This is a genomic window from Streptomyces sp. NPDC127197 (assembly GCF_042672405.1).
Taxonomy (GTDB): Bacteria; Actinomycetota; Actinomycetes; order Streptomycetales; family Streptomycetaceae; genus Streptomyces; species Streptomyces flavusporus.
Genome location: NZ_JBHXVG010000065.1, coordinates 13,105 through 26,394 on the forward strand (window position 1 = coordinate 13,105; position 13,290 = coordinate 26,394).

General features: G+C 68.4%; 20 protein-coding genes and 1 pseudogene. 6 read left to right on the forward strand and 15 right to left on the reverse strand.

Annotated features, from left to right (window positions below; translation table 11 throughout):
* The first annotated feature begins 3 nt into the window (after positions 1 to 3).
* Both ACFVJQ_RS42915 and ACFVJQ_RS42920 read left to right on the forward strand, forming a co-directional pair.
* Positions 4 to 1,089: a helix-turn-helix domain-containing protein gene (locus ACFVJQ_RS42915; RefSeq protein WP_385791186.1), complete on the forward strand. Its 1,086-nt coding sequence runs from the start codon at positions 4 to 6 to the stop codon at positions 1,087 to 1,089.
* A 211-nt stretch (positions 1,090 to 1,300) separates the two neighbouring features.
* Positions 1,301 to 1,717 (forward strand): hypothetical protein, encoded by a 417-nt coding sequence (locus ACFVJQ_RS42920; RefSeq protein ID WP_385791188.1) that lies wholly within the window; start codon positions 1,301 to 1,303, stop codon positions 1,715 to 1,717.
* A gap of 139 nt (positions 1,718 to 1,856) precedes the next feature.
* Here the strand turns inward: ACFVJQ_RS42920 and ACFVJQ_RS42925 are convergent, their stop codons facing one another.
* On the reverse strand, positions 1,857 to 2,264 hold the full coding sequence (locus ACFVJQ_RS42925; protein ID WP_385516533.1) for a RidA family protein: 408 nt from the start codon (positions 2,262 to 2,264) through the stop codon (positions 1,857 to 1,859).
* Positions 2,265 to 2,404: 140 nt separating this feature from the next.
* On the opposite strand from ACFVJQ_RS42925, the gene ACFVJQ_RS42930 reads away from it, so the two are divergent.
* Positions 2,405 to 2,785, forward strand: a complete 381-nt coding sequence (locus ACFVJQ_RS42930) for a winged helix-turn-helix transcriptional regulator (protein WP_385791190.1) — start codon at positions 2,405 to 2,407, stop codon at positions 2,783 to 2,785.
* A gap of 118 nt (positions 2,786 to 2,903) precedes the next feature.
* Here ACFVJQ_RS42930 and ACFVJQ_RS42935 read toward each other — a convergent pair whose 3' ends face one another.
* From ACFVJQ_RS42935 to ACFVJQ_RS42965, 7 genes and pseudogenes are all read right to left on the reverse strand, one after another.
* Positions 2,904 to 3,140 (reverse strand): DUF5131 family protein, encoded by a 237-nt coding sequence (locus ACFVJQ_RS42935; protein WP_385516529.1) that lies wholly within the window; start codon positions 3,138 to 3,140, stop codon positions 2,904 to 2,906.
* Entirely contained in the window at positions 3,104 to 3,592 is a 489-nt protein-coding gene (locus ACFVJQ_RS42940) for a DUF5131 family protein (protein WP_385791192.1), read from the reverse strand. Before ACFVJQ_RS42940 ends, ACFVJQ_RS42935 begins: the two co-directional genes overlap by 37 nt.
* The gene (locus ACFVJQ_RS42945) at positions 3,532 to 3,861 is read right to left on the reverse strand and encodes a DUF5131 family protein (RefSeq protein WP_385791194.1); all 330 of its coding nucleotides are present in this window, start codon (positions 3,859 to 3,861) and stop codon (positions 3,532 to 3,534) included. Before ACFVJQ_RS42945 ends, ACFVJQ_RS42940 begins: the two co-directional genes overlap by 61 nt.
* Positions 3,777 to 4,559, reverse strand: a pseudogene (locus ACFVJQ_RS42950) (DUF5131 family protein). The gene ACFVJQ_RS42945 and the pseudogene ACFVJQ_RS42950 overlap by 85 nt, the downstream one beginning before the upstream one ends.
* Before the next feature lie 15 nt (positions 4,560 to 4,574).
* Positions 4,575 to 5,048 carry a hypothetical protein gene (locus ACFVJQ_RS42955; protein WP_385791196.1) on the reverse strand — a complete coding sequence of 158 codons (474 nt, stop codon included), beginning with the start codon at positions 5,046 to 5,048 and terminating at the stop codon, positions 4,575 to 4,577.
* A 142-nt stretch (positions 5,049 to 5,190) separates the two neighbouring features.
* Complete coding sequence (locus tag ACFVJQ_RS42960; RefSeq protein WP_385791198.1) at positions 5,191 to 5,610, reverse strand: DUF4326 domain-containing protein; 420 nt, start codon at positions 5,608 to 5,610, stop codon at positions 5,191 to 5,193.
* An 83-nt stretch (positions 5,611 to 5,693) separates the two neighbouring features.
* Positions 5,694 to 6,143, reverse strand: coding sequence for a hypothetical protein (locus tag ACFVJQ_RS42965; RefSeq protein WP_385791200.1), 450 nt, complete (start codon positions 6,141 to 6,143; stop codon positions 5,694 to 5,696).
* Between the two features lie 64 nt (positions 6,144 to 6,207).
* On the opposite strand from ACFVJQ_RS42965, the gene ACFVJQ_RS42970 reads away from it, so the two are divergent.
* On the forward strand, positions 6,208 to 6,504 hold the full coding sequence (locus ACFVJQ_RS42970; RefSeq protein ID WP_385516521.1) for a hypothetical protein: 297 nt from the start codon (positions 6,208 to 6,210) through the stop codon (positions 6,502 to 6,504).
* A 237-nt stretch (positions 6,505 to 6,741) separates the two neighbouring features.
* On the opposite strand, the gene ACFVJQ_RS42975 is transcribed toward ACFVJQ_RS42970, so the two are convergent.
* The 5 genes from ACFVJQ_RS42975 to nthB all read right to left on the reverse strand — a co-directional run bounded on the left by ACFVJQ_RS42975 (position 6,742) and on the right by nthB (position 10,229).
* Positions 6,742 to 7,764: an ADP-ribosylglycohydrolase family protein gene (locus tag ACFVJQ_RS42975; protein WP_385516520.1), complete on the reverse strand. Its 1,023-nt coding sequence runs from the start codon at positions 7,762 to 7,764 to the stop codon at positions 6,742 to 6,744.
* Between the two features lie 229 nt (positions 7,765 to 7,993).
* Entirely contained in the window at positions 7,994 to 8,443 is a 450-nt protein-coding gene (locus ACFVJQ_RS42980) for a tyrosine-type recombinase/integrase (RefSeq protein WP_385516518.1), read from the reverse strand.
* A 135-nt stretch (positions 8,444 to 8,578) separates the two neighbouring features.
* Positions 8,579 to 8,968, reverse strand: coding sequence for a nitrile hydratase accessory protein (locus tag ACFVJQ_RS42985; protein WP_385516517.1), 390 nt, complete (start codon positions 8,966 to 8,968; stop codon positions 8,579 to 8,581).
* Entirely contained in the window at positions 8,965 to 9,561 is a 597-nt protein-coding gene (gene nthA, locus ACFVJQ_RS42990; RefSeq protein ID WP_385516515.1) for a nitrile hydratase subunit alpha, read from the reverse strand. The genes ACFVJQ_RS42985 and nthA overlap by 4 nt, the downstream gene beginning before the upstream one ends.
* Positions 9,558 to 10,229, reverse strand: a complete 672-nt coding sequence (nthB, locus tag ACFVJQ_RS42995; protein WP_385516513.1) for a nitrile hydratase subunit beta — start codon at positions 10,227 to 10,229, stop codon at positions 9,558 to 9,560. The genes nthA and nthB overlap by 4 nt, the downstream gene beginning before the upstream one ends.
* Positions 10,230 to 10,864: 635 nt before the next feature.
* Between nthB and ACFVJQ_RS43000 the strand changes: the two genes are divergently transcribed.
* Positions 10,865 to 11,179, forward strand: a complete 315-nt coding sequence (locus ACFVJQ_RS43000; RefSeq protein ID WP_385516582.1) for a CPCC family cysteine-rich protein — start codon at positions 10,865 to 10,867, stop codon at positions 11,177 to 11,179.
* Between the two features lie 227 nt (positions 11,180 to 11,406).
* Complete coding sequence (locus ACFVJQ_RS43005) at positions 11,407 to 11,739, forward strand: hypothetical protein (protein WP_385791204.1); 333 nt, start codon at positions 11,407 to 11,409, stop codon at positions 11,737 to 11,739.
* Positions 11,740 to 12,236: 497 nt separating this feature from the next.
* On the opposite strand, the gene ACFVJQ_RS43010 is transcribed toward ACFVJQ_RS43005, so the two are convergent.
* Together ACFVJQ_RS43010 and ACFVJQ_RS43015 are read right to left on the reverse strand one after the other, a co-directional pair.
* On the reverse strand, positions 12,237 to 12,800 hold the full coding sequence (locus tag ACFVJQ_RS43010; RefSeq protein WP_385516509.1) for a TetR/AcrR family transcriptional regulator: 564 nt from the start codon (positions 12,798 to 12,800) through the stop codon (positions 12,237 to 12,239).
* A 181-nt stretch (positions 12,801 to 12,981) separates the two neighbouring features.
* A partial coding sequence (locus tag ACFVJQ_RS43015) for an amidase family protein (protein WP_385791207.1) occupies positions 12,982 to 13,290 on the reverse strand: 309 nt, incomplete at its 5' end.

Genomic DNA, 13,290 nt, shown 5'->3' on the forward strand with positions numbered 1-13,290 from the left:
CTCGTGGGACGCAAGATGAACGCCCTGAAAGATGACGGGCGGCCACTGACGGGTTTCGTCATCAGCCTGCGAGCCCTGTGGGAGGAGGCGGGTGCGCCACCTACCCTGAGCGCTCTCGCGGACAAGACCGGCTACACCCAGCCCCGTTTATCGGAGTTGTTCAACGCTAAAAAGATTCCCTCCGATGAGCTGCTGCAGGACGTTGTTCACGCTCTGAACGGCGATACGAAGGTATGGCTGGACCGGCTTCGCGTGCTCCGCGAGGCGGAGAAGGAGTTCCAGGCGGTGGCCGCACGGGAGGGCGACACCCTGGAGGCGAAAATTGCGCGCCTGGAGCATGAGAACAAAAAGCTTCTCGCCCTGACCAGACATCCCGGGTCCGTCATTGCACAGGCACGCGCCGCGGATGAGCTTTCGGCGTTCCGCGCGCGTGAGGCGGAGAAGCTGGAACGCCATGCGCGATCCCTCTTGGCTCGCGCCACCGATCAGTTCCGGCAGCTGCACGAGCACATCCCCGCCGTGCAGCGGCAGGCCGACACGATCATCGCGGAAGCACGAGCCGAAGCGGACCGCAGAGAGCTCGAGGGCCGGAACCGTCAGCAGGAGATCATCGACGAGGCCAACGCGCGAGGCGACGAGATCATCGCCAAGGCCGTGAAAAAGGCCAACGAACTGGAACAACACGCAGCCGAGCGAGCGAAGGAGCACGGCGACCGTACCTTTGCCCTGCTGAAGGAGAAGCTGAGCGAAGTCGACCAGCTGCGAATCGAAGCTCAACTGGCTGTGGAACAGGCCGAGGCCCAGCGGTCGACGATGGAACGGCGAGCCAAGATCGAGATCGAGCGATTCGTTCGTGAAGCACAAAAGCAGCTCGAACTGGCCGGAGCAGCCAGACAGGCTCAAACACTCGAAACCCTGCTGCTGGACTTCAACATCAACGGAAGCCACGAAACCGTACGAGGACGGCACGCTCGCAGACCGGCACCTGCCCAGAGCCGGCCCCTCCCCACCAGCGCGAGAGCCGACGCAGATGCGTCCCCTTCAGCGCCCACGGGACGCCGCTGGGGCTTTCCGCGGCCTAGATCCTGACGAACGAACAGGTCCAGGACTGCCGTCACATGCGGAGGCCAGCGCGGCAGGAGCCGCAGCGCATCGCCGGATGTGAGGTCGTTGCGGATGCGTTCGAGTCGGACTGGGTGCCGCCGGCGGCCGACACTGTCCCGGGCGACGTCGGCGGTGACTTCGGGTATGTCGGTGAGTTTGGGGAACAGGTGTCGCTCAGCGCCGGGAACGCCTCGGATTGAGGAGTGCGGATGTCGGTGAGTTTCGGGCCAAGCGGCCCCCGACGGAGTACCGCCGACCGACCGACAAGGAGTGGAGCGACTTCCAGGAGCACTTCGACAAGCGCAAGGTTGAACTCGGCTTCTGCGGACGCCCTTACGGCACGCCCTGCGCGCACGAGCACGCCTGCATCCGCTGCCCAATGCTGTCGATCAATCCCAAGATGCTGCCCCGGCTGGACGAGCTGGAGACCGACCTGCTGACCCGCCGTCAACGCGCGATCGACGAAGGCTGGCGCGGTGAGGTCGAAGGACTCGACCTCACCCTGAGATTCCTGCGCAGCAAGCGCACCCAGGCCCACCGGGCCGCCGCCGCAGGCCGTGTGGACCTGGGCATGCCCACACGGTCCCGGCACCGCCCCGGCCACGGCGCATGACCTCCGCGGTTTCTGTGCCTCTTCCTAACCCGGATCAGGAGCCGGTACTCCACAGCAGTGCGATGTGGTGGAGCCGCGTCCAGCCATCAAGGAACTGAGTGCCATAGTCGGCAGGTTCGGCGCTCGGGGGGGCACATGTTCAGTCGAGGACTGCGGTGGCTTCGATCTCGACCAGATGCTCGGGGACGTCCAGCGCCGCGACGCCGATCAGCGTGGTCGGCGGCACCGGAGTGACCCCCAGCTTCGCGGTCGCCCGGGAGATTCCTTCCAGGAGCGAGGGCATCTTGTCGGCAGTCCAGTCGACGACGTAGAAGGTCAGTTTCGCCACGTCGTCGAAGGAACCGCCGGCCTCGGCCAGCGCGGTGGCGATGTTGAGGTAGCTCTGCTCCACCTGGGCGGCGAGGTTGCCCTCGCCGATCGTGACGCCTTCCGCGTCCCAGGCGACCTGCCCGGCGATGAAGACCAGCTTCGAACCGGAGGCGATCGCCACCTGCCGGTAGACATCGATTTTGGGCAGTCCCTCGGGGTTCTTCAGGGTGATGGCCATGCTGTCCGTCTCCTTGTCCGGGCTCCTGAAAGCCCGTGTTCGTCAAACCAGACCAATGTGGTCTCTTGTAGTTACTCAGGAACCATAGGAGAGTGTGTGTTGACATGGAAGAACGCACTTTTTAGTGACTGGGGAACCTGATGGTGACCAAGCAGTTCAGCGGCTCGGCCGAGGATGCCGACCTGCGGCGCGCCGATTCCCTGGCGCGGGAGATCTTCTCCGACGTTGCCAACAAGTGGGCGCTGTTGATCATCGAAGCCCTGGGGGAGGGCACCCTGCGCTTCAGCGAGCTGCGCAGCCGGGTCGAGGGCATCAGCCACAAGATGCTCACCCAGAACCTGCGCATGCTGGAGCGCAACGGTCTGGCCGAGCGGGCCGTCCACCCCACCGTCCCGCCCCGTGTCGAGTACACCCTCACCGAAGCGGGCCACGGACTGCGGGCGACGGTCGACGGGATGTGCGATTGGACCTACCGGTACTTCCGGCACATCGAGTCCGCCCGGCGGCGCTTCGAAGCCTGACGGCCGGTCAATGCGGAGCTCATTCCCCGGCGTTGATGCTCTTTACACTCGGCTCGTGACTGTTAGCCCCTCCACCTCGCCCGTCGCCGACCGGACGGTTCTTTGACGCATATCCGGGTCACACACCCACCACGTCCGCCGTGGCGGGATACTCCTCCCAGGTCCGGCCATCGAGCAGACGGCCGCCAGCCTTCGGGGTCAGTCCGCCGACCTGCTTGAAGAACAGAGCCACCCGAAGATCGACACACCGATCTCGAATGTCACGGACCCAGGCCAAGTCCAGCGGCCGGTGAGCCGGGCCGCTCTCGCCGCCGACAATCACCCAGTCGATCCGCGACAGCTCCAGGGACGGCACCGGCCCAAGCAGCGGCTCCAGCGACAAGAACCGGACGGCAGCCGGGACACCCGCAGCTCATCAGCCCGCCAGCAATACTCATCCGACTCGATCAATGTGCCGATCCAGACATGGGGCAGCGGCCACGAACTCAGGGCGTTCCAGTTGGCCACGCGCTTGCGCACGCCCTCGCGCACGAGCCTGCTCAGCGGAACAGCATCGTCCGCCGACAACCGCTCCATCTCGGTCCACACAGCGTCCACGAACTTCTGCGATTCCAGCAGGTGACGCAGACGACGAGGCCTCTTGGTGAGCACCTGGAACTGGTGCTGCGGCGCCAGCGCCATCGTCGCGAAGGTCCTCACCACGAATTCCGTGGGGACACGGGCATGGCCGATATCGCTCATGGAATTCACGAACACCTTCCGCGGCCGACGCCACCGCAGCGGCTCGAACAAGGCATCCTCGTGCACCGTGACCCCGAACCCGGGCCCGCTGGTCCCGGATCACCGTCACGCTGGTACTTTGCCTGGCCCATCGCTTTGAGTCGCTTCGCTAAAGTCAACGCGTAGCAGTGGTCGCAGCCCGGCGAGATGCGATCGCACCCAGTCGTCGGATTCCAGGTGACCTCGGTCCACTCGATGGCCGTCCCGGTGCTCACCGCGAACCACCGACAGCGGCCGTGACCTCTGACTTGGTGCAGAGAAGCTTGAAGAAGTAGGGCACATTCGCCGTCTGGCACTGGTCCCTGAGGCTGCGGGCCCAGGCGGGATCCATCGGGCGGGCCTGTGATCCGGATTCGCCGCCGGTGATGACCCAGTGGATGCGCGTCGTCCGGGTCCAGTGATCGCCGACGCGTTCCATTCCGTCGACCACTGCCCCCTCGGGGGCGTCCAGGGAGGGGTCGGTGACGTCGGTCCGCTCGGCGAGGTACGGGGTCAGGTCGACGTGCTCGACGAGCGGCTCGCAGGACAGGAACCGGACGCGGGCGTTGACCTGGAGGAGGAGGGGGATTCGCTCGTCGGCGCGGCGCTGGTCCTCGACGGACGTGCCGATCCACACGTGGTCCGGCCAGGTGTCCTTCCAGGGCGCCATGGCGGTGACGTTCTCCGGCCGCTTGGTCAGCAACTGCCAGCGCAGTCACGGAGTCAGCTCAATGAGCGCCCAGAGCCGCTCGCGGGCCGTGGTGACCTGGGGGTGGTCCTCGAACACGTCGCCCATGGAGGCGGTGAACACGCGCAGGGGCGTGCCGGCCTCCTGCGCCTCGCGGTTCCACTTCAGGGGCTGACGCCAGTTCGTGTCGGAGAGCATCCGGCGCTGCCCGCCCAGGTGGAAGACGTCGTGGCCCCATCGGTGGGCCAACTGGTCCGCGTAGCAGTTCCTGCACCCGGGCGAGATGCGTGAACATCCCCACCAGGATTGAAGGTGCGGTCTGTCCATTCGATGGCGGTGTTGTCACCCACGGGTCTTGTCTCCTGCGCGGTTAGAGGTGGTGGTTGTCTCACTGGTGGGGGAGTGGTTGAGGTAGGAGGCGTACGCGAGCTCTGCGAACCGCCACGCCGCCGGAGTGTGCCGCTTCGGCTGCCAGGACTGGGGGGCGATGAGGGTCTCGACGTCGCCGTTGCCGTGGTCGAGGAAGACGCCGATGCCCCAGTAGTTCGCCTCGGACAGCAGGTAGTCGCGGCGCGGCGGGTTGGGGGTGACGACGGCACGCGCGCAGAACGGGGCGTAGGAGCTTGCTCGGCCGATGCTGTCGCGGGTGCAGGTGGCCTTAACTGTGGCGAGGTCGACGCGGCAGGGCCGGATGGCGTGCCTGGTGACGAGGCCGAGGGTCAGGTCCAGGATGCCGGCGGGGGCTCGACATACGTCGCGCTGCTGGCACTCGGTCAGGTTCTCGACCGGGACGGGGATTCCGGTCGGGAGAGCCATCAGCGTGTCCAGCAGGGCGCAGGGCGAGTCGCTGATGTGGCCGACCCGGCCTGCTGTCGGCGGGCGTGCTCGGCGGGGTCAAGGGTCAGGTGCAGGGTCGCGGCACGGTAGCCGCGCGGCGACGGCACCGATATGGAGCCGGTCACGTGGTGATCCTCTCGGGATGTGCGGCCAGCTCCAGGAACACGCCCGCGTGGCAGTCGTCGGGCTCGCCTGCGCGGGGCAACGAGCAAGTACAGGCCAGGTCACGGCCCTTCAGGCGAGTCAGGCTGGAGAGGACACGGCGCCGGTCGAAGGTCTTGCGGCCGACGGAGTAGGTGTCGGGCCCTTCGCCGTCCAGCCAGTCCCGGTATCGGGCGCTGGCCTCCTTGCGGGCCGCTTCTGGGGTCTCCAGGTCCTGGATGGTGCCGTCCGGGGCGATGAGGACAGTGCCCTGGATGCGCCAGGGATTGCCGTAGCGGCTGCCGCGGTCGACGATCATCGCGCTTCCGGCCTGCCAGCCCTTGGTGCGTTTGCGCTGGATACGTGTCGGCTGGCTGCTCACCGTGGGGGGGCTGGACATTGCACTCCTTGTTTCGGTGTGGCCGCCGCCCGGCCCGAGGCGAGTGGGCGGCGGCACCGGGTGTCCGCTGTTGGGGGTGGCGGCTACGCCGCGGGGTGGCATCCGGGGCGGCCGGGCTCGGTGGCCAGCGGCCGCCCCGGCCCGTTCTTTGGTGCGCTGGTCAGACGGTGCGGGTGTGCTCCGCGCTGCTCAGCCAGGTCCTGCGGAGCCAGCTCCGCATGCGGTGCAAGCGCGTCCGTCGTCGCCTGCTGGGCGGGGGCGGAGGGGCGGGGGCGGGCTCCGTGTGTGGCTGCGGGGGGAGCGAGCATTGTGCGCCGTTGGTGGGCGGCGATGAGGTCGCTGAGAGTGCTGGGGTCGTCGGTGGAGCCGGTCCAATCGCCGGAGACGTGCCAGACGCTGGTGAGGCAGGTGTCGGGGTCGTTCCACGTCTGGTAGTCGGCGTACCGCTCGATGTACCCGTACTCGGACAGGACCTCAGGTCCCAGCTCGTCCTCGCTGCCGACTTGGCTGAGGTCGACGCCGTCTTCGAGCACGTGGATGGCGCTGGCGTGCAGCCGGAGTCCGTCGCCGGGGTCGCGTGGGAGCCGGAGATGGCCGGTGACGCGGAGCAGGTCGCTGGCTCCCAGGTCGTTGACGACCGTGGGCGAGCTCGGGGTTGGTGACCGTGCAGGGCATGACGAGTTCGTCGATGCGGTCTTCGGTGGGGGAGACGACCAGCTGGAACTGGACCGACGCTTCGGACAGGCCGTCGGGGAGGGTCTGGTCGTCGAGGTAGCCGTCCAGGACGATCAGGCCGCCGGGTTCGCCAGGGGAGGGGCGGGCAGGGGTGCGGTCACCTCACGGCCCTCCGTACGTGCCGGCCGCGGGGACGGAGCGCGTGGGGGAGCGCGCTGACCGCCCTGCGCCGCTGGGCGTGCTCGCGGGCGTGTGCTGGGCCGTAGGCGTGCGTGCACGGGGTGCAGGGTTCTTCTCCGCGGGATTCGTGGCAGTTGTGGCCCTCGACCGTGCCTCCTAAAGCGGGTGTCGCAGGTTCGAATCCTGCCGGGGGCACAGAGAGAAGGGCCAGCTCAGGAGGGGTTTCCTCCCGGGCTGGCCCTTCGGCGTTTCAGGGGTCGTGCCACAGGCGTGCCACTAAGCGTCCCAGAGCGCTCCCAGGGCAAGCAGCTCGCCCCGGTACTCGATCCGGTCCGCCCACTGAGCGGGCCAGGTCTCCGCGCCCAGCCAGGCGCCCGCGAAGGCACCGGTGAGGCAGGCGATCGAGTCCGAGTCGCCGGAGGAGCAGGCGGCTCGGCGCAGGGCGGTGACGGGCTCCTCGGGGAAGAGCAGGAAGCACAGCAGGCCGGTGGCGAAGGCCTCTTCGGCGACCCAGCCCGCACCGGTGGCCAGGCACGGGTCGGTCTCCGGTGAGACGGTGCGCACGGCCTCCTGGAGCCGGCCGAGGATCTCCAGGCACTCGTCCCAGCCGCGCGCGATGAAGCGCTCGGGGGTGGGGTCCTGGGAGCGAGTCCAGAGGTCGCCGAGCCAGGTGTGGTGGTAGCGGGTGCGGTTGTCGCAGGCGTACGACCGCAGTTGGCCGACGAGTCCGGCGGGGTCGGCACCCTGGGCAAGCAGGTGCACGGCGCGGGCGGTGAGGTCCGAGGCTGTCAGGGCCGTCGGGTGGCCGTGGGTGAGCGCGGACTGCAACTGGGCGGCACCGGCGCGCTGTGCGTCGCTGAGGCCGGGGGCGAGCCCGATGGGGGCCACGCGCATGTTGGCGCCGCAGCCCTTGGAGCCGATCTGGCTGGCCTCCTGCCAGACCCGTCCGTCCGCCTTCAGTAGATTGCAGGCGGTCAGGCAGGTGTTGCCCGGGGCCCGGTTGTTCTCCGGCGACTGGTACCAGTCGACGAACTCCTCGCGCAGCGGCCGCTCCAGCCGCTTGGGGACGAGCATGCCCCGGCCCAGGGCGGTCCTGAGTGCGCGTCCGAGGGCGAGGGTCATCTGCGTGTCGTCGGAGACGAAGGCGCGCTTCGGCAGCTCCATCTCCCGCCAGGGACCGCATTTGGCGAGGATCGAGGGCACGTCATTGAACTCGGTCGGGAAGCCGAGGGCGTCTCCGAGGGCGAGCCCGATCAGTGCTCCGGTCGCGGCGCGCTTGCTCACCGTCGTCGTGGTCATGCAGGAAGCCCCTTCCCCCGTTTATCGTCAAGGCGACCGTAAGCGGGGGAAGGGGTCCCTCACAACCGCCGGAGCCCGCCCTGATCCGGCCTGATCCAGACCAAAGGCCTCAGGCCCGCTCGGCGCCGCCTCCGGAGGAGCTTGACGCCGCTCCCCCCACCGTCCCGGATCATGGCCCCGAGCCGGTCGGCGATGGCCCGGTCCCGGTCGCTGGTCATGTGCTGATGGATCAACGCGGCTCGTGAGCCGCTGTGCCCATGCGCGTCATCAGCTCCCGCGTGCTGGCACCGGCCGTGGAGGCCAGCGTGTTGCCCGTGTGCCGAAGATCGTGGAAGTGCAGCTCTGCCGTGACGCCCGCGGCCTTCCGGGCCATGACCCAGTCGTCCCGGAAGTTGCTCCGCCGCAACTGCCTGCTCTGCGGCCCGACGAAGACATGCCCGTCACGGCCGGGAGCGGCGAACTGCTCCAGGTGGTGCGTGACAGCGTCGAGCAGTTCGGCCGGGAAGGAGACGGAGCGCATCCCGGCCGCGGACTTCGGCGCCTTGTCGAAAAGCCGGCCGTCCTGCAGCTCGGCCCGAGCACGGCGCACGGTGACGGTCAGCCCCTCCAGGTCGATGTCCCGACGCCGCAGGGCCGCCAGCTCCCCGAACCGCAGAATCGTGAAGGCCGCCAGGAGCACGAGCAGCCGGTAGCGCGGCGCGATGGAGTCGGCCGACGGCGAAGACCTCCGCGACCGTGAGGACCGGCCGCTCGGGCGCGTCGTAGCGGTCCGCGCCCTCGATGCGGCACGGGTTGCGCCGGATCAGCTCATTCGTCAGCTCTGAAAGCGGTCCCGCGCGTGGTGGTGCTCGTGCTCGTGGCTGGGGTCGTCCCGGTGGTCGTGGCCCAGGGGGCGTTGTGCCAGGGCTTGGGCGCGTGCGGTTACCTCGTCCGTGGACACGGCGCACAGGCCGACGAGCATGTCCTCCAGGGCGGCCAGCCAGAGCCGGTAGTAGGGATACGGCTCGCCCCGCGCCGGCGCGGCCTCCCAGGCCGCGATACGGGCGATCAGGGCGGCCTGGAATTGCGGCCAGGTGAACGCGCCCGCCTCGTACAGGCTGACGGCCATGCCGAAGGCGCGGCTCTCCCACGGCTCGGAGAACACCAGCTCGCCGTTGGAGCGGGGCGGTGCGGCCGGGCCCTCGATGTCCAGCGGCGCGGTCATGGGGCCGCCACCTTGGCCACGCCGACCATCGCATCCCTCGTCACCAGGGACACGAGCTCTTCCTCGGTGAGGTGCTCGGTGCCTGCCGGGCGCTCGGGCAGCACCAGCCAGCGCACCTCACTGGTGGAGTCGTGAACGGTGATCTGCACGTCGTCGTCGAGGTCGAGTCCCATCTCGGACAGCACCGTGCGGGGCTCCTTCACCACGCGCGCACGGTAGGCGGGGTCCTTGTACCAGCTCGGGGGCAGGCCGAGCACCGGCCACGGGTAGCACGAGCACAGCGTGCACACCACTACGTGGTGGGTGGTCGAGGTGTTCTCCACCACCACGATGTGCTCGCCCTGCGGCCCCGAGAAGCCGAGCTCCTTGATGGCGGCGGTGCCGTCCTGGAGCAGCCGCCGCCGGTACTCCGGGTCGGTCCACGCCTTGGCGACGACCTTGGCGCCGTTGAGCGGGCCCACGTTGGTCTCGTACTCGGTGATGATTCCGTTCATCACCTTCGGGTCGATCAGTCCCCGCTCGGTGAGCAGCTGCTCGAGCGCCTCGGTGCGCAGGGCCGGAGGAAGGCGCTCGCCCGATCCGGTGGTGGTCATGATGTGGTCTCCAGGTAGCTCTCGTACATCTCCACGGTGAGCGCGAAGGGATCGGCGTCGGCGCCCCACAGCTCGCGTGAGTCGAACCGCACCGAGTAGACGTGCTGAGGGTTCTCACCCAGAAAGTGGGCGTTGGTGTCCGGCAGCACGGAAGCGGGCCGGATGTCCTGGACAACTCCGGTGTGTCCGCGCACATAGCGCGGCAGCCGGGTGTGGCCGGGCACCGACACGTCCCGGGCCCGTACACATTCGCCGACGGCGAAGGCCGGCGCCGTGTCCACGGAGCGCAGCGAGCCCACGGCAGTGGGCGCGTAGTCGGGTACTGCGGGCGCGGGGATCGGGGGCTCCTCGACGTGTTCGCCGCGCAGGTTGCGGGCGCGGGCGTCGATCGCGCCGGGCGCCAGGATGGCGCTGTCGGTGAGCATCAGCTCCCCGGCGTTGAGCCAGCGCCCGTAGTAGCCGTCGTCCAGGTAGGCGACCCGGTCCAGGCGCTCCAGCGCGTGGCGGAAGGCGTCCGCGTTGATGCCGCCGGACGCCACACGGCTGGAGAGGATCGCCAGCGCGAAGGCCCGGCGCTGCCAGGGCTCCGCGAAGACTGGTTCATCACGCCGCGGCGAGTGAACGGGACCCCATCCCGGGGTTCCTCCCATATCCGCAATGCCATCCATGGCAGGACTCTCCAAGTAGCCACATAACGGACTGGATATCTGAATCGTATGCGGCAGGTGTCATCCGTGCCGCGATGACGACGCCGCGCATACGCCTGGGCCGCGCCCTCGAGCCCGCCGTGTTCGGCCGGCCGCCAGTGATGCAGTGCAGCTAATGTCGATGGAGGACGCGCAATGCCCATGTCTCACGCGGAGATCTTGGTACCGACGGAGCGCGCTAGTGGTTCATGGAACATGCAATGGCGGCTCAAGTGTCCCGCCTGCGGAACCGACGAGGTCGAACGAGCTGACAAGGCCGGCGACCACGAGGCAGTGACCGTGCACCCCGACCGGGACGACTACGACAGCCCGCTGGGGACCCGCGGCGGATACGTACGAGTCGGCCTCACATGCAGCGATGGACACGGCTTCGTCTTCATCATGGGCAACCACAAAGGGGGCGGAGTTCGTCGGCATCGTGCCTCGCGTCTGAGCTGAGAACCTGGCCCTCATGTCGCTCGTTGTCCTGGTCTTTGCCCAGCGCGCTGACGGGCGCCCCCGTACGGTCATGCGGACAGTTGGAAAGCGTGCACGCCAACGCTCGAAATTCACGGGCGCACGCGGTAGCTGCGGACCAAGATGCAGACGTGACCTTCATGATTGTTCGTGGGAGTGCCGGGGACGGGCCGTACCGCTGCCCCTGCTGCGGATTCATCACCCTGTCCGAGCGCGGAGCGTTTGAGATCTGCGATGTCTGCTACTGGGAGGACGACGGCCAGGACGAGCACGACGCCGACGAGGTGCGCGGAGGCCCCAACCACGACCTCAGCCTGCGGCAGGCACGCCAAAACTTCGAAGCGATCGGCGCGTGCAACGAGTACTGCGCCCAGTTCGTACGCACCCCGCGGCCCGATGAGCACCCGGATAGCGGCACACCCTACGGAGCAGGCACACTGCACTCGTGGCAGTAAGGCTCCGCCACACCATAAGCGCACCAGATCGCACGGGAACAGCGGGGAATCACGGCGAGAGCGGCACCACCAGCAGAAACCGCTACGCGGCCGTTCTTCCAGGTCGGCGCCCCCAAATGGGCCGCAAATGATCGCATCTCCCCAAGTTGATGCCGTCCAACCGAGTCACCAGTGGCCATCGATCTCAAGTCCTGCCCTCGGAACGTACGAGTGTCTACGATCGCGCGGTGAGCTACGACATCTACTTCTTGAGCCGACGCGACGGGCAGTCCTGGGATGAGGCCCTGGAGGCGATGGAAGACGCAGTCGAGGACAGCGAGCCGATCACTGCCCGCCTCCTTGAAGCTTGGGACCGAATAGTCCCGCAGGCTCGGACCCTGCTGGGCGAAGTGGACATCACGGAGTACGAGCAGGAGTCGCGGGACCTGAGCCACTCGGGCACCGGCATCGATCTTTCCCTCTTCGGTGACGAGGTGAGCATCACTGTGCCCTACTGGCATGCAGGGGACGACGCTGCGGTCGTGATCGAGGCTTTCTGGCAACGCGTCACCGGCTGGTGACCTGCCTCGGCGTGCTCGGGCCGGTGTGGCCTCGAGGGCGCCGGTGGCGTACGCCGCCGAACGAAACGAGCGGTGCGGCGGCCACGATGTGTCCTTGCGGGGGATGAGAGTTCAGGAAGACGGCTACAGGTGATCCTGTCCATCCTCACCTCCCAGCCCTGCCTCGTCCGCCACGGTATGCGCTGGTCGGATGCTGATTCGTGCGTTGGCAGGCTCGATTGTGTCCGCCGACCGGCAGGCATCTCCCGCCCGAGGAGAGCAGCACACCGTGGCACCGACCATCGCCACCTTCACTACCAGCGCGCGACTGGAGGTCGGCGATGCCCGTGGTTCAGAACCCCTCCTGACTGTGGCGCTGCGGGTGCCGCAGCGCTCACCTCATGGGCGTGAAGTGCTCCGGATACGTCCTCGGGACCGTCCGCCGGAGGACCGCGGACGCGGCGAGGTCCTGCCGGCCTCTGGCACTGCCAGAGGGGCATGCCGGTGCGATCAGCTGGTCACGGGCCGGTCTGGCCGAGGACCTCTGCCACGAGTCGGCGCGCGTACGCGGCGTCGAGTCCGTCCGGGCGGAAGAGGATGCGGTACATCATGGGCGCCACGACGCGGTCGATGACCGTCTCGACGTCGGGCGTCCTCTCCCCACGTTCAGCTGCTCGGGTGAGGATGAGGTCGATCTGGTCGGCTGCGTAGGCCGAGCACTGGCCGGCGTTGCTGCCGTCCGGGTCGCCGAGCAGGGCGTCGCGGATGTAGGCGCGACCGGCAGGAGAGGCCATCTCGTCGAGGAACTGCTCGGCCCAGGCCGTCAGGTCGGATGCCAGGGCACCGTGGTCCCCCGGCGCGGTGTCGGGCCGCAGACGCTCGACCGCTACGTCCGACAACAGCTCCTGCAGGTCCCCCCAGCGGCGGTAGATCGTCGACGGCGTCACGCCCGCACGCTGGGCGACCAGCGGCACCGTCAGGGCGTCCCGGCCCACTTCCGACGCGAGTTCGCGTACGGCGGCGTGGACCGATGCCTGGACCCGGGCGCTGCGCCCACCAGGGCGCACCATCTGCTTGCTCATAGAACCTACCTTAAAGCAAAATCATTGCGTCTAGTGAGCCGTCCACCTCCGTGCGAGAACTGGCCACTCGTTCGACGACCTTCTCGCCACAAGTCGTGTACGCACCGCCACCTCGTGTACGCCTGCGAGGAGCGGCGCTTTTCGGCCCGGACGGAATGGTTCGGCCGGGCCAAGCACTCGTTCACGCTGCGCGCGCGAGCTCGCGGGCGGGCTGGGTCTGCTCGTAGGCGTGGCCGACCCGCAGGAGCACGCTCTCTCCGAGCGGTCGCCCCAGCAGCTGCATGCCGATCGGCAGGCCCGCCGCATCGTGGCCGAGGGGGACGGACAGGGACGGCACCCCGGTGATGTTGGCGGGGGACGAGAGGCGTACGTAGGCGTCGGAGACGCCCTCGACCGTGCCGTCGGCCCAGGTGATCGTCTCCTGGCCGGCCCTCACCGCGGTCGCCGGGACGGTGGGGGCGGCGATCAGATCGACGTCCTGCAGCATGCG

What these genes read in the sequence shown, in the direction of transcription:
- ACFVJQ_RS42925 (WP_385516533.1), bottom strand. Translation starts at nt 2,264, where the DNA reads ATGGCCATCACCCTGAAGAACCCCGAGGGACTGCCCAAAATCGATGTC.
- ACFVJQ_RS42930 (WP_385791190.1), top strand. Translation starts at nt 2,405, where the DNA reads ATGGTGACCAAGCAGTTCAGCGGCTCGGCCGAGGATGCCGACCTGCGG.
- ACFVJQ_RS42955 (WP_385791196.1), bottom strand. Translation starts at nt 5,048, where the DNA reads ATGGCTCTCCCGACCGGAATCCCCGTCCCGGTCGAGAACCTGACCGAG.
- ACFVJQ_RS42960 (WP_385791198.1), bottom strand. Translation starts at nt 5,610, where the DNA reads ATGTCCAGCCCCCCCACGGTGAGCAGCCAGCCGACACGTATCCAGCGC.
- ACFVJQ_RS42975 (WP_385516520.1), bottom strand. Translation starts at nt 7,764, where the DNA reads ATGACCACGACGACGGTGAGCAAGCGCGCCGCGACCGGAGCACTGATC.
- ACFVJQ_RS42985 (WP_385516517.1), bottom strand. Translation starts at nt 8,968, where the DNA reads ATGACCGCGCCGCTGGACATCGAGGGCCCGGCCGCACCGCCCCGCTCC.
- nthA (WP_385516515.1), bottom strand. Translation starts at nt 9,561, where the DNA reads ATGACCACCACCGGATCGGGCGAGCGCCTTCCTCCGGCCCTGCGCACC.
- nthB (WP_385516513.1), bottom strand. Translation starts at nt 10,229, where the DNA reads ATGGATGGCATTGCGGATATGGGAGGAACCCCGGGATGGGGTCCCGTT.
- ACFVJQ_RS43000 (WP_385516582.1), top strand. Translation starts at nt 10,865, where the DNA reads ATGATTGTTCGTGGGAGTGCCGGGGACGGGCCGTACCGCTGCCCCTGC.
- ACFVJQ_RS43010 (WP_385516509.1), bottom strand. Translation starts at nt 12,800, where the DNA reads ATGAGCAAGCAGATGGTGCGCCCTGGTGGGCGCAGCGCCCGGGTCCAG.